Here is an 18,371-nt window from a genome sequence, read left to right as displayed (position 1 = left end):
ATTTTTGTAAAAAAGAAATGGTATGACATATTTTCAATACATTACCGATAAAAAAGGGCGTAAAAAAGCCGTTATCATTCCTATCAAAGAATGGGAGATGTATAAGAAAGCGCTTAATTTAGAGGAAGAAGAAGATAAACCCGTGTTCACAAAAGCCGAAATATTAGCGAATCTGAAAGAAGCTGTTGAGGAAGTAAAACTGTATCGTCAGGGAAAAATTCAGTTTCAAACTGCCGAAGAATTCTTAGAAGAACTCAAACAAGAAGGGTACTTATGAGAATAATTATCGGGAAAAAATTTAATCGTGATTTCAAACGATTGGCTAAAAAGTATGTATCCTTAGCAACCGATATTGCCAATCTATTTAATGATATTCGGCAAAATCCTCAGCTTGGTATTCCGCTTGGACAAGATTGTTACAAAATCAGATTAGCGATTTCATCCAAAAAACAAGGGAAAAGCGGAGGTGCCCGAATAATTACCTGTGTCAAATTGTTGATGATCAAGTGTTTCTTCTCACTATCTACGATAAATCAGAAAGGGAAGATATTACTGACAAAGAGCTTTTAGCGCTGTTGAAGGAACTGGATAATTAAATTGATATGTCAATTCCTTACAATTTACGCCGTTGGCAACCGGGAGACGAGCCATCGTTGGCGAAATATGCCAATAACTATCGGATTTGGCGTAACGTTCGTGATTCCTTTCCATATCCTTACACAATTGATGACGCTCATCAATGGGTTCAACTGTGCGAGGCTGAAAAACGCCCCACAGTATTTGCCATTGATGTCAACGGCGAAGCGGTGGGCGGGGTAGGAATTATCCTGCAAAAAGATGTTTTTCGTAAAAATGCCGAGATCGGTTATTGGCTTGCCGAGCCGTTTTGGGGCAAAGGAATTATGCCCGAGGCAGTAAAAGAGACGACAGAATATGCGTTTAAGAATTATGACCTGAATCGCCTCTATGCCGGTGTTTTTGAGTACAATCCAGCTTCCATGCGTGTACTCGAAAAGGCAGGCTATCACTTGGAAGCCATTCTTCGACAGTCCATTTGCAAAGAAGATAAGCTATGGGATGAGCATGTATATGTGAAGTTTCGGGAACAAAAAATCCCCTGATCATGCTCATCAGGGGATTTTTGTACTACCGGAAAATGAATTATCTAGTCTTCAAAGATACGTTTCTCTAAATGTTTTTCCAGATCAAGGCGAGGAACACCTTTTGACCACCATTCAGGAACGGGTTTGTCTTTCAATTGCGCATCAAAAAATTCCATCATCCGAACAGAATAGTCTTTACGATTGGGTTGTTTGGCCAATCCGTGATTTTCGCCTTTGTATTGCATCATCACCACCGGTTTTTTCAATCGACGCAATGCCGTGTAAAATTCTACCCCTTGTGTAAAATCAACCGCACCGTCGGCATCATTGTGCAATAATAACAAAGGCGTTTGCACTTTGGTGACGTGATAAATGGGCGAGTTGCGGTGGTAAGCATCCCAGTTTTCCCACGGAGCGACCAAACGTCCCTGTGAACCTTCAAAGATTTGGCCGTTGCTCGTACCGCTGTTCTTATAGATCAGGTTATACATCGAGATCATATCGGTCAACGGCGCACCGGCCGCAGCGGCTTTGAACATATTTGTTTGCGTAATCAGGAAACTGGTTTGATAGCCACCCCATGAGTGTCCGTGAATTCCGATGCGTGTTTCGTCGATAACGCCTGTTTTGATAGCGGCTTTTACGCCCGGTAATACGCACCACACGGCCGACATACCCGGGTCATTGAGTTTATAGACAATATCCGGAATAAATACGGCGTAGCCATTGGAAGTGTAAATGGCAGGATTCCAGCCGGTTCCTGAATAACCCGGGTTAACAAAATTGTGCAGTGTTTGCGAAAGTTTTTCGTAGTAATAAACGATGGTTGGGTATTTTTTGCCTTGCTCATATCCCGCCGGCAAAAACAACGCACCCTGCAACGTATCTCCTTTATCGCTTACGTAATCGATCAGACGTGTACCTGCCGACCACGCATATTTGTCAAATTGCGGAGCGTTTTTGGTGAGTTGCTTTTCAGAAGCCAACTCTATATTGTTGCTCACAAAATACTGACGGGGCTTTGTAAATGTCTCTTTGGCAAATACAAACACGTCCGCTTTTTTCGCTTTGGTAAGGCTTCCCACATACGCATCTTCCCAGATCAGTGGTTTTACTGCCAACGTTTTCCCGTTTTCAATACGTGCCAATCCGCTCTTTTTGGTCCATTCGCCGTATATGCGTACGTAGATCGGTTTTTTCAGGTCAATCCCTTTTTCTTCAGGATCAAGTTGGAAGCGTTGCTCGTAACGGATGCGGTCGCGTTTGCCGTTTTGCGTCAGGTTGAAAGCGGTCAATGCTTTGCCTTTGGCATCTTTCAGATCAGTTGGTACTTGCCAAATGTCCCAACCGTCGCTTAACAACACAGCTTTGCTGTCGCTGCTCCAGCCTACCAATCCTTGAGGAGGTGTTTTTTGATTGTGGTCATCTTCTACATCTACAAACGACGTTTTGATATCTTGGGTAAGGTTACGCGAGGTTTTGTTGACCATGTCGTACAGGAAGTAATGCGTTCCTTCCCAGTACAAAAATTTCGTTCCGTCGGGCGATGTTTGCGGGCCGGACCAAAAATTAGGCAAATAATGTTTCTCACGTATCTTCTCACGTTTGCCTGTTTTGAGGTCAACCAAGTAGATGTCTACATAGCTTTGTCCGTCAAGACTGCCTTCGAGTTCATAATTTGTATTGTCGTTGCCTAATGCATACAATTGCTTTGGCACAACGGATACATTTTTTACGGTACTGTCGGCCAATTGCACAAACTTTTTGGCGGCTACGTCATACATTGAGAGATAACTCTGATTTTTATCCTGCATTTCCATGATCTGCTGGCGCGATTGCAGGCGTTTGTCCTGCCAATGCCAAACGGTCACTTCGGGCTTTTCGGCGTCGTCCGGTTTTGCGGCAACGGCCGATTTGGTCGTATCTGCTTTTATTTTTGCCAAGGCTTTTTGCAGATCTTCGATGGTTTTCAGCGTGGTATCGGCCTTTATTTTGGCTAATTTTTCAACGTCTGAAAGTTTCTTGGTTGTATCCTTTTTGGCTTCTGCGGGCTTTTTATCTTCTTTTTTAGCCAACTCCAGTTTATGCACTCCAAAGAACAACCGCGTCAGATCTTCCGACCAATATGGGCTGCGGTTGGGACTGACGGTCATGTCTTTCGGAAAATTGACGCTGTCCGTTTTGGGTTCATAGGTTGTCAGTTCGGGCATAGCGCCAAAGTTTTTGATGCCCAATACGCCAACGCGTTCGTTTTTGTATTTCTCATCTTTGGTGCTTTTCAATAATGCTAAGGCGTCCCCTTTTTCGGTCCAGTTCAGCGACTGATAACGGGCTTTGTCGTTGTCCATCGTCATGGTGACGCCCGTGTTCATGTTGCGCAATTGCACACCGTTACCTGCTTTTTCGTTGGCGTCAATGGTCAACGCCAGCCAATTTCCTGATTTATCAAAAGCCATTTCCGATACGTTTCCTACGTTTTGGGTTTTGCTCGTGGCAAGGTCAAATAACAACAGATCAGACCCTTTAGCAGCATCTGAAGCACCGCCACCGCTTGGTGGACCGGCAGGCGCGCCGCCGCCCGCAGGAGTCAGTAACAGCGCCAAGTGTGTTACTTTTTCGCCGTTAAAGGCAAAGGATTTAACACGGTCAAATTCCGTTTTTTTGTTGGAAGCCAATTCGATCAAAAACACTTTATCGGGAATAGGCTTTCCACCGGGCTTAGCTGCCGCTTTTTTGTCTTTGTCTTTTGCAAACACCTTGAATGCGATCCATTTGCTGTTGTCAGAAAAGCTCATTTGAGCAAAGCTCGGTGCCCCAATGGGATACACATATTTGGTGGAATCGGATGTTTTTTGGATAATAAGTTCAGCGTCGCTTTCGTAAGTACTGAGTACGTAGGCGTACCACTGACCGTCAGGAGAGAGTTGCGTACCGCCAAAACCGGGAATGGCTTTCCACGTCATTACGTCTTTCCAGGTCATGGCCGGTTTTGGTTTAGGCTGGGCGAGAGCCATTGTGCTGATAAAGAAACCAAATAGCACAAAGAGTTTTTTCATAAGTGTTGGGATTTTAGAAGTGATGAATCACGAATTTAGAACAAATGTAATCAAGAGCTTTATAATTTTATAAAGCAATTATCCGCAACTCCTGCAAATGAAAGATTTAAAGGAAGGAAATTGTTATCTTCGCACCCTTAAAAAAATAAAACAGAAGCCGGGAGCGAGAATAAAGAAGTAAGACTTCCTTCGTGTTATCCTTGTTTTTTACATAGAAATGAGCAGAACTATTAATATAAATAACCGTCGGGCATCGTTTGAGTATTTCTTTTTGGAGACGTACACGGCCGGTGTAGTACTGACGGGTACTGAAATCAAATCCATTCGGGAAGGAAAAGTTAACCTGACCGATGCTTATTGTATTTTTCAGGATGGCGAATTGCTCGTGCATCATTTGCACATTTCGCCCTACGAAAAAGGAACGTACGCCAACCACAATCCCACGCGCGACCGCAAGCTTTTGCTCAAAAAGCGTGAGCTCAAAAAGTTGCAGTTGAAACTGAAAGACCAAGGATTGACGGTGGTGCCAACGCGTATTTTTATCAATGAAAAAGGCTTAGCCAAAGTTGACGTAGCGCTTGCCAAAGGTAAAAAGCTATACGACAAACGCGAAACCATCAAAGAACGCGACCTCAAGCGCGGCAACGACGAGTAGGGACAGGCCCGTTGCATTTTTGTGAACTGCAAAACCGCAGAACAGAAAAATAATAAATGTAAAACCGAATGCCGTAGGGGCAGGCCTCGCGTCTGCCCGTTAATGGCGAAAGTGTCTGTTTTGAAGAGTTAATGGCAGACTGTTTACCCGGATTGATTGTAAGATTCTAAAAAAATTGTCTCAAAAAAGTGTCAATTTTGATGAAGTCAGGAGCTTGTCCGGTACGAAGTGCCTTCAAGAGCGCGTGATACTTTTCATCATCTTCTATCTGTTGGCTTTTGAGACTCTTTTGAAATTCCTTTTGTATCTCTGAAAAACCGAAATCAGTTACCCTGATGCCGACTTGGGCAGCGTTGTAGAGGAGGAAAGTCTCAATGGCTTTATCTAACACAACAAGAAAATGCTGCACACTATAGTCATCTTTTTGTTTAAAAAAGACCCGTTGACCTCTTTCAATTTCTTCGAAATCTCTGAAATAAGGCGGGATACGTTTATCATTATCTACAAATCCTATTAAAATGACTGAATCGTTTCTTTCAGCTTCCATTTCAACCGCGACTTGTCCGATACTTAAAGCATGGTTGACAAATTCAGGTTTTGAAAAAAGAAATTTAGCTAAAACAGTATCTGCGTAACACTCAGGAATAATACGCACTTCACGCTCAATCATTTGGTTCAAACTTTTTCAAATTGAAAAATACATCATATCCAAAACGTTGAATATCACTTAGTTCATCAGGAGTAAGCGCTTTGACGTGGGTTTGATAATCCTTGTAATACGTCAAATAAACGTTGAGTTGTGTATCGTCCAAACTATCAATAAATGTTTGTAACAAGTAAGGACTGTGTGTGGAGACAAAATATTGGTTATCGTCTTTAAGAATCATCCGTTCGGCCAATTCTTTCACATAAGGCGGAAAAGAATGCACTTCAGGCTCTTCAAAAATCAGCACGGAGTCGCTGTTGGATTCAATGGCAGCTAAATAAAAGATGAAACGTTGGAAGGTGTCGGCGATGCTGGAATAAGGGTATTGATAGACAAATCCATCCTGTTTTTTTTGAATTATAAATGTTTTATCAGTTTTGGAGATTACAAATTCTAATCCATATTCATTGAGCATTTGAACTATTTTTACACGAACTTCTTTGTTTGATTCTATGACAGAATATAATTTATCTCCATGTCTTGGAGAAATATACCATTCTGAATTATAGCCGTCTGTTCCGGTAAAATCATACTTCTCAATTTTTTCAGTTGTTAGAGATGTATCTTTAGGTACAAGAAGATCATCATTAAGAACCTTACCGTTAATATCTAAAGTTAGCTGTAAGCCTTTTCGAAATTCGAAATCATCTTCAACAAATTCTTCAATTTGCTTTATGTATTTTAAATCATTCGTATTGATAAATTCAAATGATTGGCCATTAGAGAATAAATAAGAAGAGCATCTATCACCTTTGATTCTTATTTGTTTTCCTTTTTCAATAAAGTTATCGTAAAACAGGTTTTCTAAACTTTTATATCTAATTATTCTGTCAAAAAATCTCTTTTCACGTAAAGGAAGATGATAATCCCACCATCCCAATAGAGCTGTAGCCTCCAAAATATTGGACTTGCCTACATTGGGCTTGCCGATAAACACGTTCACCCGTTTGCAGTCGAGTGAGAGATGTTTGATGGACTTAAAATTCTTGATTTCGAGGTTTTTGATGAAATTATCCATGCGTGCATAAGAAATAACGGCAGGCTCAAAGTTAAACAATTCTCCTTTCCCGTACTATTTTACTAATTTTGCCCCCTGAAATTTGACATTCTATATTATGAGTAAAAGATACACCGTCACAGCCGCCCTCATTTATGCCAACGGTCCCATTCACATCGGGCATTTGGCGGGTTGTTACGTACCTGCCGATATTTATGTACGCTATTTGCGTGCCAAAGGTGCTGAAGTGACCTTCGTGAGCGGCACCGACGAACATGGCGTGCCCATTACGATCCGCGCCAAAAAAGAAGGATTGACGCCACAGGCCGTCGTCGATAAGTATTACACCCAGATCAAGCGATCGTTTGAAGATTTCGGTATTTCGTTTGATGTGTATTCGCGCACGAGTTTGCCTATTCACCACGAAACTTCACAGGAATTTTTCAAGACAATTTACGATAAAGATGGCTTCATTGAAGAGACAAGCGAGCAGTATTACGACGAAGTGGCGCAACAATTCTTGGCCGACCGCTACATTGTAGGAACGTGTCCGGTTTGTGCCAATCCAAACGCCTACGGCGATCAATGCGAGCGTTGCGGTACGGCGTTGAGTCCATTGGAGTTGAAAAATCCACATTCTACACTATCAGGTTCAAAACCTGTATTGCGAGCCACTAAAAACTGGTTTTTGCCATTGGACAAAATGCAGCCCGACATTGAAAAATATGTCAGCAGCCATACCGAATGGAAAACCAACGTAGCAGGCCAATGCCAATCGTGGTTGAAAGAAGGGTTGCGCCCGCGAGCTATGACTCGTGATCTGGATTGGGGAATTAAAGTGCCGTTGCCCGATACCGATGGAAAAGTGCTTTATGTATGGTTTGAAGCACCGATTGGCTACATCTCGGCCACCAAAGATTGGTTGATTCAGAAGAACGGTACCGATGCCGGTTGGGAAACATGGTGGCGGCGGTCGTCACCGAAAGATCAGGATACTAAATTGGTGCACTTCATCGGCAAAGACAATATTGTATTCCATTGCATCATTTTCCCGGCTACACTGATGGCGATGGGTGACGATTACATACTGCCCGACAACGTGCCTGCCAATGAATTTATGAACCTGGAAGGCGATAAGATTTCCACTTCACGCAACTGGGCGGTATGGTTGCACGAATTTTTGGAGGAAATGCCTGATAAACAGGATGTTTTGCGGTATGTGTTGACGGCCAATTCTCCCGAAACTAAAGACAGCGAATTTACGTGGAAAGACTTCCAAACCCGCAACAACAGCGAATTGGTGGCCGTTTACGGAAATTTTGTCAATCGTGCCGTCGTATTGACTCATAAATACTGTGACGGGAAAGTGCCCGCACGTGGTGAATTGACCGATTTTGACAAAGAAACGTTGGCAACGTTGGCCGATTTCCCTGCCAGAATCGCCGAAGCCATTGAAAACTATCGTTTCCGTGAAGGTTTGTCGTTTCTGATGGATCTGGCACGTTTGGGTAATAAATACTTAGCCGAGACGCAGCCTTGGCAAGTCATCAAAACGGATGCCGAGCGCGTAAATACGATCATGAACATTGCGCTGCAAATCGCGGCTAATTTGGCAATTGTCAGCGAGCCATTCCTGCCTTTTACGGGAAATAAACTTCGTCAGCAATTAGGCAATGGCGCGTGGAAATGGGAAGAGGCAGGAAGTGCTGATTTATTATCTGAAGGACAGACCATCAGCGAGGCCTTTTTGTTGTTCGAAAAGATCGAAGACGCCGTAATTGAAAAACAAATTCAAAAATTACACGACGCAAAGAAAATGAATGAATTAGCGACAAAGTCGGTGCCTGAACTGAAACCGACGGTACAATTTGATGATTTTGCCAAACTAGACCTTCGCATCGGCACCATTTTAGAAGCAGAACGTGTACCTAAAAGTGATAAATTGTTGAAGTTTTTGGTGGATGACGGTTTCGAAAAGCGTACCATTTTGAGCGGAATCGCCAAGCATTTTTCACCCGAAGAAATGGTGGGTCGGCAAGTGACCTTTATTGCCAATCTTGCGCCGCGTAAGATCATGGGACAGGAATCCAACGGTATGATCCTCATGGCCGAAGATCGGGATGGCAGCCTTTCGCTGATTCAGCCGCACAAAGAAGTGTGGGCGGGAGCGTCGATTTCGTAAAAATAAGTAGATCGAAAGGATAAAATGAAGGGTCTGACGGTATCGAACCGTCGGACCCTTTTTTCGTTTTTTAAATTAATTTATTAATTTGCTTCCCTATTGCGGCCGGATGCATAATAGTTATTAAGCCGCTGAAATCGACATCAAAAACCCTTAATTGATATTTTAATCAACCTTCAACCCCTTCCATTTCATGAAAAACATTCCGGGACGTCGTTCATTTTTGAAAGCATCGGCGGCAATAGGTTCAGCGTTAGGGCTGCCCTTTAGTTCCAAAGCCACTAACAATTCCGTAGAATCACAAATTGAACGTGCCAATTTCGTACCCAATGCCATTGGTAAATCGGTGATCGGCCTTAAAATGGCGCCTATTGCCCAGGTTCGGGTAGCTTTTATTGGAGTTGGAAACCGTGGTTCGGGGCACGTTAAGCTGGTTCATGCCTGCGGAGCCAAAGCGAAGATCGTAGCAGTTTGTGACATTCAGGAGCGTTATACCAATCGCACAAAAGAATGGTTGGAAAAACAAGGTGTTAATGACGTTGCGTATTATCATACCAAAATTGATGCGTGGAAAGAAATGTGCCGCCGCGATGACATTGATCTCGTCATTATTGCTACCCCTTGGGAAGACCACGTCCCGATGTGCGTTTATGCCATGCAACAAGGCAAACACGCTGCTACCGAAGTGCCGGCTGCGTATACCTTGGAAGACTGTTGGAAGTTGGTCAATACTGCCGAGCAAACGCAGAGAAACTGCATGATGCTCGAAAACGTATGTTACGGAGATGAGGAATTATGGTTGCTCAATATGGCCAGCCAAGGGCTTTTCGGAACGCTTACGTATGCTGAGTGCGGTTACATTCATGATCTGCGTGAATTGCTGTTCTCAAAAACTGAGTACTATAATATGTGGCGGATTCGGCACAACCTGACCCGCGACGGAAACCTGTACCCGATGCATGGCCTTGGTCCGGTGTCACAATACATGAATATCGACCGTGGTGACCGCTTTAATCACTTGGTTTCGATGAGCAGTCTGGAAGCGAGTCTAAGTGAAGACTCTTCCACCATGACAGACCCTACCAATGAGTTTCATGGACGAAAAGGGTTCAAGCATGGTGATATGAACAATACATTGATCAAGACGCACTTAGGTCGTACGATTTTGGTTCAGCACGATGTAGTGACGGCGCGCCCTTACAGTCGTATCAATATGTTGGCAGGAACAAAAGCGTTCCATATGGGGTATCCAAGTCATTTTTCTAAAAAAGGACAAGGGCACGGCTTCCTGAAAGATGAAGAATACAAAGCCTTAAGAGAGCAATACAAACACCCGATCTGGGCCAAGATGAAAGATGAAATTGAGAAGAACGGCGGTCACGGAGGGATGGACTTTGTGTTGATCTACCGTCTGATCGATTGCTTCAACCGTGGTACGTCCTTGGATATGGACGTTTATGATGCCGCGTCCTGGTCTTCGGTGACACCGCTTTCGGCCCTTTCGATTCAGGGTGGTAATGCGCCTGTTAAATTTCCGGACTTTACGCGTGGTCGTTGGAAAGAAGAACGTAAGTTGGGAATGTTGGTGAATGTGTAAAAGTTGATGGATATAAAAAGATAAAGCCCCGCTATCTAGAGCGGGGCTTTATACTGACTATTCCTAAACCCTTAACCTTTTCTACATGAAAAAACTAACTTTAATCTCTTTTTCAGCTTCTTAGGTTCTTTTAAAAACCGTTAAGCATGCTGATTGGTTCCCCAATAATTCTTTCCGTGTCGTGTGCCGGTGTTAGACTTTCCCAGTCTACAGTCCACAGAAAATGTATGTTATGTGCCGTTTTGCGAACGTTTTCGAGCCATATTTTTGCATTTTCGTCATTGCTGCTTTTCATGGCATGATTCAATAACTTTACTGCACTCGTAAACTGTTGCTGCGTTTCGGCGTTTACGTTCAATAACTTAGACGGGCTTTGGTTGTATAAAGTCACAACTTCCACAAAAACTTTCCACTCGTCCTGCTCGGTAAAAGGGGTAAAATGTTCAGTGATATACTGTTCAAATGCCTTTTCTCTGCCTTTCGATAAGCCTACTGTATTTACGGTACTCTTATCTTCTTTTGCGTTTGATTCGATGGAAATAAAGCTTAAACCGAATCCTATTACAAATATAATTAACTTAACTGTGTATTTCATAATAAAGTTCAATTTGCTTTTGCTGATTGAACGATACAAAGGTACGGCAAGATTTTATAAATCCAAATTTGAAATTTTTGATAATCGAAATATTATTTTGTTTAATGTTCTATAAAACGCTGATTTTTAAAGAATATTAATTTTCAATTTGTTATAATACAAAATAATATTCTGATTAAAATAATACAACTTTAAGAAAATTTTTATTTTCAAAAAAGTAAAATTCTTTAAAAAATACAATCATTGATTGAAATTATTCATCGCATTCTGTAATCCTAAAGTACAAAAACTAAGTATTGCATCGCCGGCTCGGTCTAAATCAATGAGTAATTCTTCTAAATTGTTTTCGGGAAAATTACTCAGCACATATTTTACCTGTTGCCCACGGGGAAAATCATCACCAACTCCGAACCGCAACCGAATATATTCCTGCGTACCCAGCAATTCTTCAATGTTTCGCAATCCGTTGTGTCCGCCATTGGAGCCTTTAGGCTTGATTCGGATCTTTCCCTGCGGAAGCTGAATTTCATCCGTCACTACCAAAATATTCTCAATAGGGATTTTCCACGCATCCATATAATAGCGAACGGCCTTTCCACTGAGGTTCATGTAGGTGGTTGGCTTAATAAAATAAATCTGCCTTCCCTTGTATTTAAACTCAGCGGTATAGGCCAGTTTTTGCATCGTAAACTTAAAGTCGTGCTGAGCTGCCAACCGATCAAGGACCATAAAGCCGACATTGTGGCGTGTAAAAGCGTATTCAGGCCCAATGTTTCCAAGGCCTACAATAAGGTATTTCATTTGTGGTACGGACATCCTGTCCGTCATTTAAAAGTCAAAATTTGTTGTTAATAAAGCCTGCCTGTTATGTTAAAGCTCCGGGATTTCCGTAAATGCTGATTGTCATTAATTAAGGAGCTACTTTCTCCACCACCAGATTATGATTAGTGTAGATACAGATGTCAGCAGCAATGTGAAGGCTTTCGCGCACCATTTCTTCGGCAGTGAGTTGAGGTGCGTGTTTTTTGAGCGCGAGTGCGGCCGATTGTGCGTACATAGAACCTGAACCGATGGCGGCGACCTGGTTGTCGGGTTCTAATACATCACCGGTTCCCGAAATTACCAGTAATTCATCTTTTCCTGCTACGATCATCATCGCTTCCAGACGGCGTAAAAAACGGTCGGTGCGCCAATCTTTGGCGAGTTCGATGGCCGCGCGTTTCAGGTTACCGCCGTAGGCATTTAATTTTTCCTCAAATCGCTCCATCAACGTAAAGGCGTCGGCTGTAGAGCCCGCAAAACCTGCAATTACTTTGCCGCCCGCCAAACTTCTCACTTTGCGAACATTACTTTTAGCGACGGTATTTCCCATCGTGGCCTGTCCGTCGGCACCTACGACTACTTCTCCGTTATGAATAATACCCACTACGGTAGTGGCATGTATGGTTGGAATACTCATTGTTTAAATTCGTTTGAATGAACTGCAAAGGTAGCAAGTGTGTTGGTCTTGCCGAAAATAAAACAACGTTTCTAAGGGACCGGAAAAATAGATTAGTACTTTTAACTACGCTAAAGAGAAAAAAACTATGAAAAATGTTATTTTTTCGGTAATGATTATGCTGTTTTGGCAAACGGCTTACGGTCAAGTTTTCTCAAATTGGAAAACGGCTGATACCACGCTTTACAATGCAAATGATACGGCCAAAATCTGGCGGAGTGGAGGAGTGGCGATTTCGTCGTGGATAAGAAATCCCGGCAACAGTAAATTTTTAGTGACAACACCCTATATCCAAAAAAGTACGCGAGGGGCCTATCTCAGCATAAATGAACCTGATTGGTACGAAGGAAATCCGGCCAAAATTGGATTGGCTACCGATACATCTTCTACTTATACGGGCTTGGTGGTGAATCATTTTACCAATTTTAAGCAGGGAGTTTATTTTAAAGATGTACACAACAGCTCTTTAGAGTCTAATTTTATACGCGGAACTACCGATACGTTAGGTTTTCAAGACGGTGGCCGTTTGCGAAATGGTTATACGGCTCGTTTGTCGGCTACATTCAACAACAACGGGCGTCCGCACGTAACAGATGAGTTTGATCTACTGAATTTGCGTCTCTTTACCGGTAATACGGCCGGCAATATCGCCGAAGTGACTAATTTTTATGGTATTCGATTGGATTTTATCAGAGGAGTCAATCCTGCCATTATAAAAACCGGTTGGGGAGTTTACATTGTCCCTTCTATTTTGAAGAACTATTTTGGCGGGAATGTAGGTATAGGCACCACCAATGTAACCCACGCACTTACGGTTCAGGCGGTATCAGATCCAATAAAAGCCGTTGGGTTGCAGGAAGGGAATGATAAACAATTGGTTACGGTAGATGTAAATGGCGTACTGCATAAAAAATCAGTTGCTGTAACCGAGTTTCAGGTAACTTACAATAATACAACCCTGAGTGATGATGTCCAACTATACATTCATAAAGGCGGAACCGTCACGTATACCTTACCGATTCCTTCGCTCAGAGCAGGGAAAAGTTGGAAGATTGTAAATATCGGGACGGGAACGATAACGTTGTCCCAATCATACTATGAAGGAAATGCCCTGCGTACCGATATCCTGAACGTAGCCGGAGGCTATACGCGCGAGATCTTTTCAGACGGCACGAGTTACATTGCCATTAAATAATAAAGAGATGACCGTTAAGCCATCTCTTTATAAAATTGGGATTAGTTATTAAACCAGCATTCCGAGCGGGTTTTCCAGTAATTTCTTAAACGTTTGCAGGAAGGCCGAACCCGTTGCACCATCCACTACGCGGTGGTCACACGAGAGTGTTACTTTCATCAAATTGGTTGGATAGATCGTTCCATCTTCTTTAAAAGCAGCTACTTTCTTGATTCCGCCAACGGCCATGATACACGAATCCGGCGGATTGATAATGGCCGTAAACTCATCGATTCCAAACATTCCAAGGTTAGAGATCGAGAATGTATTGCCTTCCCAATCTTTCGGTTGGAGTTTCTTGTCTTTGGCTTTGGCCGCCATCTCTTTTACTTCACCGGCAATGATCGAAAGTACCTTTTTGTCGGCATCCCGTACCACAGGAACCAACAAACCTTCGTCAACCGCTACGGCTACGCCAATATTTACATAATTGTATTTACGGATCTTATCACCTAACCACGCAGAGTTAACGGCAGGGTGCTGCTTCAACGCCAATGCCGCCGCTTTGATGACCATGTCGTTGAATGAAATTTTGACCGGGCTTACTTCGTTGATCTTGCCGCGCAATTCCATCGCCTTGTCCATGGTGATTTCCATAGTAAGGTAGAAATGCGGTGCGGTAAATAAACTTTCGCTCAAACGACGTGCAATGGTCTTGCGCATTTGCGATACCGGTACATCTTCGTAGTCGCCCGCAGGTGCGGCGGCCGGTGTTGGCGCAGGTTTGTCCGTTTTGGGAGCCTGAGCAGGTTGCGCTGCCGGCTGTGAGGCGGCAGGAGCTGATTGAGCAGCGTCGATATCCTTTTTAACGATACGACCGCCTTCGCCCGAACCGGTGACCTTGGTCAGATCTACGTTTTTATCTTTCGCTAATGCTTTCGCCAATGGCGATGCTTTGATGCGGGAATCAGTACCGTTGTCTGAAACTTGCGGCGTTTGAGCGGCAGGTGCAGGAGTTGCGGGAGCTGTTTCTGCCGCCGGTGCCGGAGCAGGTTGGCTGCCACCGTTCAATAAGGCTTGGTAATCGGCTCCTTCTTCGCCAATGATGGCAATTACCCCATCTACGGGTACGGCCTCGCCTTCTTTGGCACCTACGTAAAGTAGGGTGCCGTCTTCGTAGTTTTCAAGCTCCATAGTGGCTTTGTCGGTTTCGACCTCGGCCAAAATATCTCCTGATTTTACTTTATCGCCTACTTTTTTAAGCCATGATACCAATACTCCTTCGGTCATGGTATCGCTCATCTTAGGCATCCGAACAATGGTTGCATTCACATTTGCCGCCGGTGCAGGACTGGCTGCCGGTGCAGGGGCTGCGGCAGGAGCGGGTGCCGGTGTAGCGGCAGGCTGCTCTGCGGGGGCAGGTGCCGGAGCGGGCTGTGCTGCGGGAGCGCCTCCTCCGTCAAGGAGTGCTTTATAATCTTCGCCGGGAGCGCCTACAATGGCCATAATGCCATCTACGGGCACCGCCGCGCCTTTTTCTACGCCAATGTATAAGAGTGTTCCTTCCTGGTACGACTCCAAATCCATGGTAGCTTTATCAGTCTCTACTTCGGCGATGATATCGCCTGATTTAATTACATCTCCTACTTTCTTATTCCAAGCTGCTATGACGCCTTCGGTCATGGTATCTGACATCTTGGGCATTCGGATTACTTCTGCCATATGAGTGAGTATGAATAGGGAATAGTTCCGTTACGTTTCGAGCGTCAAAATTAGTAGAAACACTCAAAAATCATTATTTTCTTGTTGAATTAGTTTAGCAATTCTTCATTGAACGTTACACCGCTGTAAATTTCTTCCATCGAAATTTCAGCTTCAATGGAGCTAAGCTGTATGTTTTGATCTAACTGTTCATACGCTCGGTATTGCCACGTTTTTTCGTCTACCTTAAAAAATACTTCTACTAAAGGATAACGTTGTTCGATCAATATATATTCGCGAAAACTCGGAATCTGACGATATGTTTTGAATTTTTCGCCACGGTCGTAAGGCTCCGAGCTTTCGGAAAGTACTTCTACAATCAATACGGGATTTTTGGCTGCTTCGGGGTTCTCATCGTAGTATTCTACCGGACCACAAATCACCGAAGCATCTGCATAACGGTATTTTTCTTCGTTGATGGCGATTTTTAGGTCGCTGTTGTAAGCATTGCAGGAACGGTTTTTGAGAACACGACGAAGTTCTCCACCCACGTTATTGCCAATGAGACTATGTACAGCAGTTCCTCCTGCCATCGCAAATACTTCACCGTCCTCATACTCGTACTTAATGCCGGTTTGGCGTTCAAGTTCGAGGTATTCCCGGATGGTATAGAATTGATGATTGTGCGCCGGTAATCCCATTCTTTTGCCTTAATTTATCTTCAATACCGCCATAAATGCCTCCTGAGGTATTTCTACGCTGCCGACTTGACGCATACGTTTCTTTCCTTTTTTCTGTTTTTCCAACAGTTTACGTTTCCGCGAAATATCACCGCCATAACACTTGGCCAATACGTCTTTCCGCATGGCTTTTACGGTTTCACGGGCAATGATCTTTTGACCGATAGCTGCTTGAATTGCAATCTCAAACATTTGACGCGGAATCAATTCGCGCAGTTTTTCGCAAAGCTTTTTACCCCATTCGTACGCTTTGGTACGGTGCACAATGGCTGAAAGTGCGTCCACCGCGTCACCATTAAGCATTACGTCGAGCTTGATCATGTCTGACTCTCGGTAATCCAAGAGTTCGTAGTCAAGCGAAGCATAGCCACGGGAAATGGTTTTCAGTTTATCAAAAAAGTCAAACACCACTTCGGCCAACGGCATCTCAAAGACCAGTTCTACGCGGTCAGCCGTGAGGTAGTTTTGATTTTTCAACACCCCGCGTTTATCCATGCACAATTTCAGGATGGGGCCGATGTATTCCGCCTTTGTAATGATCTGAGCCTTAATAAAAGGTTCTTCGATCCACTCAATATAATTTGGCTCGGGCATTTCGGAAGGAGCACTTACTTCCAACAGGCCACCCTTCGTAGTTACGACTTTAAACTTCACGGAAGGAACTGTGGTAATAACGGTCATGTCGAATTCCCGTTCCAAACGCTCCTGCACGATTTCCATGTGCAGCATTCCCAAGAAGCCGCAACGGAATCCAAAACCTAAAGCGGCGGATGTTTCCGGTTCCCAAACAAGGGCCGCATCGTTAAGTTGAAGCTTTTCCATGGCTTCGCGCATTTCTTCGAACTCACTGGTTTCAACAGGATAAAGTCCTGCAAAGACCATTGGTTTTACTTCTTCAAACCCTTTGATGGGTTCTTTGGAAGGTTTATCGACGTGCGTGATGGTATCACCTACTTTTACTTCACGGGCTACTTTGATTCCCGATATGAGGTAGCCTACATCGCCGCATTCGATCACATCTTTGGGTTCTTTTTCCAAACGCAGTGTTCCGATCTCGTCGGCATTGTATTCCTTACCCGTAGCTACAAACTTTACTTTATCTCCTTTGCGAATGCTGCCGTTTTGCACGCGGAAAATTACTTCAATACCGCGGTAAGAGTTGAAAACAGAGTCAAAGATAAGGGCCTGAAGTTCAATGGCAGGATTGCCTTTAGGGGCGGGGATACGCTCCACAATCGCCGCCAGAATTTCCTCAATACCAATACCTGCTTTGCCGGAGGCGGGAATGATATCGTCGCGGTCGCAGGCGAGGAGGTCTTCCATTTCGTCTTTGATCTCTTCGGGCATCGCGCCCGGAAGGTCAATTTTGTTCAGGACCGGAATAATTACCAACCCCTGATTCATAGCTAAATAGAGGTTTGAAATCGTCTGCGCCTCTACGCCTTGCGAAGCATCAACCAGTAACAATGCACCTTCACAGGCCGCTATTGAGCGCGATACTTCGTAGCTAAAGTCAACGTGTCCCGGCGTATCAATAAGGTTGAGAGTGTATTTTTCGCCTTTATATAAGTAATCCATTTGGATGGCGTGGCTCTTGATGGTGATACCGCGTTCGCGTTCCAAATCCATGTCATCCAATAGCTGGGCTTGCATTTGACGGTCGGTAACCGTTTTGGTAAACTCCAATAAGCGGTCGGCCAACGTACTTTTGCCGTGGTCAATGTGGGCAATAATGCAGAAATTGCGAATATTTTTCATTCAAAAATTTAGTGGTATGTAATGGGGGTTGAGCAGTGAGGATTGGAACATAACAGAACTCAACACTCATTACAACCTACTGAACACCCCTTCGGTCCGCAAAATTACGTCAGATTAGCCGAATAACAGCGGGTTTGGCGGGATTGTTTGCTGAGGGGGGCATTAGTTTTTGATGTTACTCTCGGTATGGATAAGTTCGATTAACTAAGTAAGTAACGTATCGGCCCCAATTCGCCCAATAAAACGGCTCATTTTTTCGACAGTATCCGGACCATATTTGGTAGAGTATTTGTTAATAATTTCGGCCACTTCATCACAAATAGTCTGTTTGGTTGTGGCTTTGAGTTGCTCCCCTATAATAAAATGGCATTGCCGGGAGATTTGATTGATGCCGGTGTCACGCCAAAATTTCAGCCAGTCGTTTGGCATTCTCCTCGGTATCCAGGGCAAACACCATCAAAGGGAGGCTTCCCCGCATGATCAACACGCGTGTGGCGTTGTTGGGGTCAGCCTTGGCTGAGAGCGTGGGTGTGGTAACGGTTAAGCCATCGGCCTGAAAAGAGTCCGAGAGTCTTACTTTCACCAACGGCAAGGTCATTTCATTGATGG

General features: G+C 43.9%; 18 protein-coding genes. 7 read left to right on the top strand and 11 right to left on the bottom strand.

What is annotated here, in order from left to right:
* Positions 1–22 precede the first annotated feature (22 nt).
* The 3 genes from ACQY73_RS11110 to ACQY73_RS11100 are packed head-to-tail and all read left to right on the top strand — an operon-like array spanning position 23 to position 1,121.
* Positions 23–277, top strand: coding sequence for a hypothetical protein (locus ACQY73_RS11110; protein ID WP_428665532.1), 255 nt, complete (start codon positions 23–25; stop codon positions 275–277).
* The gene (locus ACQY73_RS11105; RefSeq protein ID WP_428665530.1) at positions 274–570 is read left to right on the top strand and encodes a hypothetical protein; all 297 of its coding nucleotides are present in this window, start codon (positions 274–276) and stop codon (positions 568–570) included. Before ACQY73_RS11110 ends, ACQY73_RS11105 begins: the two co-directional genes overlap by 4 nt.
* Before the next feature lie 32 nt (positions 571–602).
* Positions 603–1,121 (top strand): GNAT family N-acetyltransferase, encoded by a 519-nt coding sequence (locus tag ACQY73_RS11100; protein ID WP_428665527.1) that lies wholly within the window; start codon positions 603–605, stop codon positions 1,119–1,121.
* Positions 1,122–1,165: 44 nt separating this feature from the next.
* Here the strand turns inward: ACQY73_RS11100 and ACQY73_RS11095 are convergent, their stop codons facing one another.
* Complete coding sequence (locus ACQY73_RS11095) at positions 1,166–4,159, bottom strand: prolyl oligopeptidase family serine peptidase (RefSeq protein ID WP_428665524.1); 2,994 nt, start codon at positions 4,157–4,159, stop codon at positions 1,166–1,168.
* 217 nt (positions 4,160–4,376) lie between these two features.
* Here ACQY73_RS11095 and smpB point away from each other — a divergent pair, with 217 nt between their 5' ends.
* Positions 4,377–4,814: an SsrA-binding protein SmpB gene (gene smpB / locus ACQY73_RS11090; RefSeq protein WP_114069375.1), complete on the top strand. Its 438-nt coding sequence runs from the start codon at positions 4,377–4,379 to the stop codon at positions 4,812–4,814.
* A 166-nt stretch (positions 4,815–4,980) separates the two neighbouring features.
* On the opposite strand, the gene ACQY73_RS11085 is transcribed toward smpB, so the two are convergent.
* On the bottom strand, positions 4,981–5,484 hold the full coding sequence (locus ACQY73_RS11085; protein WP_428665521.1) for a hypothetical protein: 504 nt from the start codon (positions 5,482–5,484) through the stop codon (positions 4,981–4,983).
* On the bottom strand, positions 5,477–6,538 hold the full coding sequence (locus ACQY73_RS11080; RefSeq protein WP_428665518.1) for an AAA family ATPase: 1,062 nt from the start codon (positions 6,536–6,538) through the stop codon (positions 5,477–5,479). The genes ACQY73_RS11085 and ACQY73_RS11080 overlap by 8 nt, the downstream gene beginning before the upstream one ends.
* A gap of 97 nt (positions 6,539–6,635) precedes the next feature.
* Here ACQY73_RS11080 and metG point away from each other — a divergent pair, with 97 nt between their 5' ends.
* Together metG and ACQY73_RS11070 are read left to right on the top strand one after the other, a co-directional pair.
* Entirely contained in the window at positions 6,636–8,699 is a 2,064-nt protein-coding gene (gene metG / locus ACQY73_RS11075) for a methionine--tRNA ligase (protein WP_428665515.1), read from the top strand.
* A gap of 193 nt (positions 8,700–8,892) precedes the next feature.
* Positions 8,893–10,296, top strand: coding sequence for a Gfo/Idh/MocA family protein (locus ACQY73_RS11070; RefSeq protein ID WP_428665512.1), 1,404 nt, complete (start codon positions 8,893–8,895; stop codon positions 10,294–10,296).
* 130 nt (positions 10,297–10,426) lie between these two features.
* Here the strand turns inward: ACQY73_RS11070 and ACQY73_RS11065 are convergent, their stop codons facing one another.
* The 3 genes from ACQY73_RS11065 to hslV all read right to left on the bottom strand — a co-directional run bounded on the left by ACQY73_RS11065 (position 10,427) and on the right by hslV (position 12,350).
* Entirely contained in the window at positions 10,427–10,891 is a 465-nt protein-coding gene (locus ACQY73_RS11065) for a hypothetical protein (RefSeq protein ID WP_428665509.1), read from the bottom strand.
* Positions 10,892–11,131: 240 nt separating this feature from the next.
* Positions 11,132–11,692 (bottom strand): aminoacyl-tRNA hydrolase, encoded by a 561-nt coding sequence (gene pth / locus ACQY73_RS11060; RefSeq protein ID WP_428668449.1) that lies wholly within the window; start codon positions 11,690–11,692, stop codon positions 11,132–11,134.
* A gap of 109 nt (positions 11,693–11,801) precedes the next feature.
* The gene (gene hslV / locus ACQY73_RS11055) at positions 11,802–12,350 is read right to left on the bottom strand and encodes an ATP-dependent protease subunit HslV (protein ID WP_428665506.1); all 549 of its coding nucleotides are present in this window, start codon (positions 12,348–12,350) and stop codon (positions 11,802–11,804) included.
* A 127-nt stretch (positions 12,351–12,477) separates the two neighbouring features.
* Here hslV and ACQY73_RS11050 point away from each other — a divergent pair, with 127 nt between their 5' ends.
* On the top strand, positions 12,478–13,584 hold the full coding sequence (locus tag ACQY73_RS11050) for a hypothetical protein (protein WP_428665503.1): 1,107 nt from the start codon (positions 12,478–12,480) through the stop codon (positions 13,582–13,584).
* A 48-nt stretch (positions 13,585–13,632) separates the two neighbouring features.
* On the opposite strand, the gene ACQY73_RS11045 is transcribed toward ACQY73_RS11050, so the two are convergent.
* From ACQY73_RS11045 to ACQY73_RS11025, 5 genes are all read right to left on the bottom strand, one after another.
* Positions 13,633–15,285, bottom strand: a complete 1,653-nt coding sequence (locus ACQY73_RS11045; protein ID WP_428665500.1) for a pyruvate dehydrogenase complex dihydrolipoamide acetyltransferase — start codon at positions 15,283–15,285, stop codon at positions 13,633–13,635.
* 89 nt (positions 15,286–15,374) lie between these two features.
* Positions 15,375–15,965, bottom strand: coding sequence for a Uma2 family endonuclease (locus tag ACQY73_RS11040; protein WP_428665497.1), 591 nt, complete (start codon positions 15,963–15,965; stop codon positions 15,375–15,377).
* Positions 15,966–15,974: 9 nt separating this feature from the next.
* Positions 15,975–17,762 carry a translation elongation factor 4 gene (lepA, locus tag ACQY73_RS11035; RefSeq protein WP_428665494.1) on the bottom strand — a complete coding sequence of 596 codons (1,788 nt, stop codon included), beginning with the start codon at positions 17,760–17,762 and terminating at the stop codon, positions 15,975–15,977.
* 204 nt (positions 17,763–17,966) lie between these two features.
* Entirely contained in the window at positions 17,967–18,191 is a 225-nt protein-coding gene (locus ACQY73_RS11030; RefSeq protein ID WP_428665492.1) for a hypothetical protein, read from the bottom strand.
* Positions 18,160–18,360 (bottom strand): hypothetical protein, encoded by a 201-nt coding sequence (locus ACQY73_RS11025; protein ID WP_428665489.1) that lies wholly within the window; start codon positions 18,358–18,360, stop codon positions 18,160–18,162. The genes ACQY73_RS11030 and ACQY73_RS11025 overlap by 32 nt, the downstream gene beginning before the upstream one ends.
* Between the last annotated feature and the right edge of the window lie 11 nt (positions 18,361–18,371).

Source organism: Runella sp. (assembly GCF_965279615.1).
Lineage (GTDB): Bacteria > Bacteroidota > Bacteroidia > Cytophagales > Spirosomataceae > Runella.
This window is presented reverse-complemented; position numbering and strand designations above follow the sequence as displayed.

Coding starts and splice junctions, on each gene's coding strand:
- ACQY73_RS11110 (WP_428665532.1), top strand. CDS start 23: ATGACATATTTTCAATACATTACCGATAAAAAAGGGCGTAAAAAAGCC.
- ACQY73_RS11105 (WP_428665530.1), top strand. CDS start 274: ATGAGAATAATTATCGGGAAAAAATTTAATCGTGATTTCAAACGATTG.
- ACQY73_RS11100 (WP_428665527.1), top strand. CDS start 603: ATGTCAATTCCTTACAATTTACGCCGTTGGCAACCGGGAGACGAGCCA.
- ACQY73_RS11095 (WP_428665524.1), bottom strand. CDS start 4,159: ATGAAAAAACTCTTTGTGCTATTTGGTTTCTTTATCAGCACAATGGCT.
- smpB (WP_114069375.1), top strand. CDS start 4,377: ATGAGCAGAACTATTAATATAAATAACCGTCGGGCATCGTTTGAGTAT.
- ACQY73_RS11085 (WP_428665521.1), bottom strand. CDS start 5,484: ATGATTGAGCGTGAAGTGCGTATTATTCCTGAGTGTTACGCAGATACT.
- ACQY73_RS11080 (WP_428665518.1), bottom strand. CDS start 6,538: ATGGATAATTTCATCAAAAACCTCGAAATCAAGAATTTTAAGTCCATC.
- metG (WP_428665515.1), top strand. CDS start 6,636: ATGAGTAAAAGATACACCGTCACAGCCGCCCTCATTTATGCCAACGGT.
- ACQY73_RS11070 (WP_428665512.1), top strand. CDS start 8,893: ATGAAAAACATTCCGGGACGTCGTTCATTTTTGAAAGCATCGGCGGCA.
- ACQY73_RS11065 (WP_428665509.1), bottom strand. CDS start 10,891: ATGAAATACACAGTTAAGTTAATTATATTTGTAATAGGATTCGGTTTA.
- pth (WP_428668449.1), bottom strand. CDS start 11,692: ATGAAATACCTTATTGTAGGCCTTGGAAACATTGGGCCTGAATACGCT.
- hslV (WP_428665506.1), bottom strand. CDS start 12,350: ATGAGTATTCCAACCATACATGCCACTACCGTAGTGGGTATTATTCAT.
- ACQY73_RS11050 (WP_428665503.1), top strand. CDS start 12,478: ATGAAAAATGTTATTTTTTCGGTAATGATTATGCTGTTTTGGCAAACG.
- ACQY73_RS11045 (WP_428665500.1), bottom strand. CDS start 15,285: ATGGCAGAAGTAATCCGAATGCCCAAGATGTCAGATACCATGACCGAA.
- ACQY73_RS11040 (WP_428665497.1), bottom strand. CDS start 15,965: ATGGGATTACCGGCGCACAATCATCAATTCTATACCATCCGGGAATAC.
- lepA (WP_428665494.1), bottom strand. CDS start 17,762: ATGAAAAATATTCGCAATTTCTGCATTATTGCCCACATTGACCACGGC.
- ACQY73_RS11030 (WP_428665492.1), bottom strand. CDS start 18,191: ATGCCAAACGACTGGCTGAAATTTTGGCGTGACACCGGCATCAATCAA.
- ACQY73_RS11025 (WP_428665489.1), bottom strand. CDS start 18,360: ATGACCTTGCCGTTGGTGAAAGTAAGACTCTCGGACTCTTTTCAGGCC.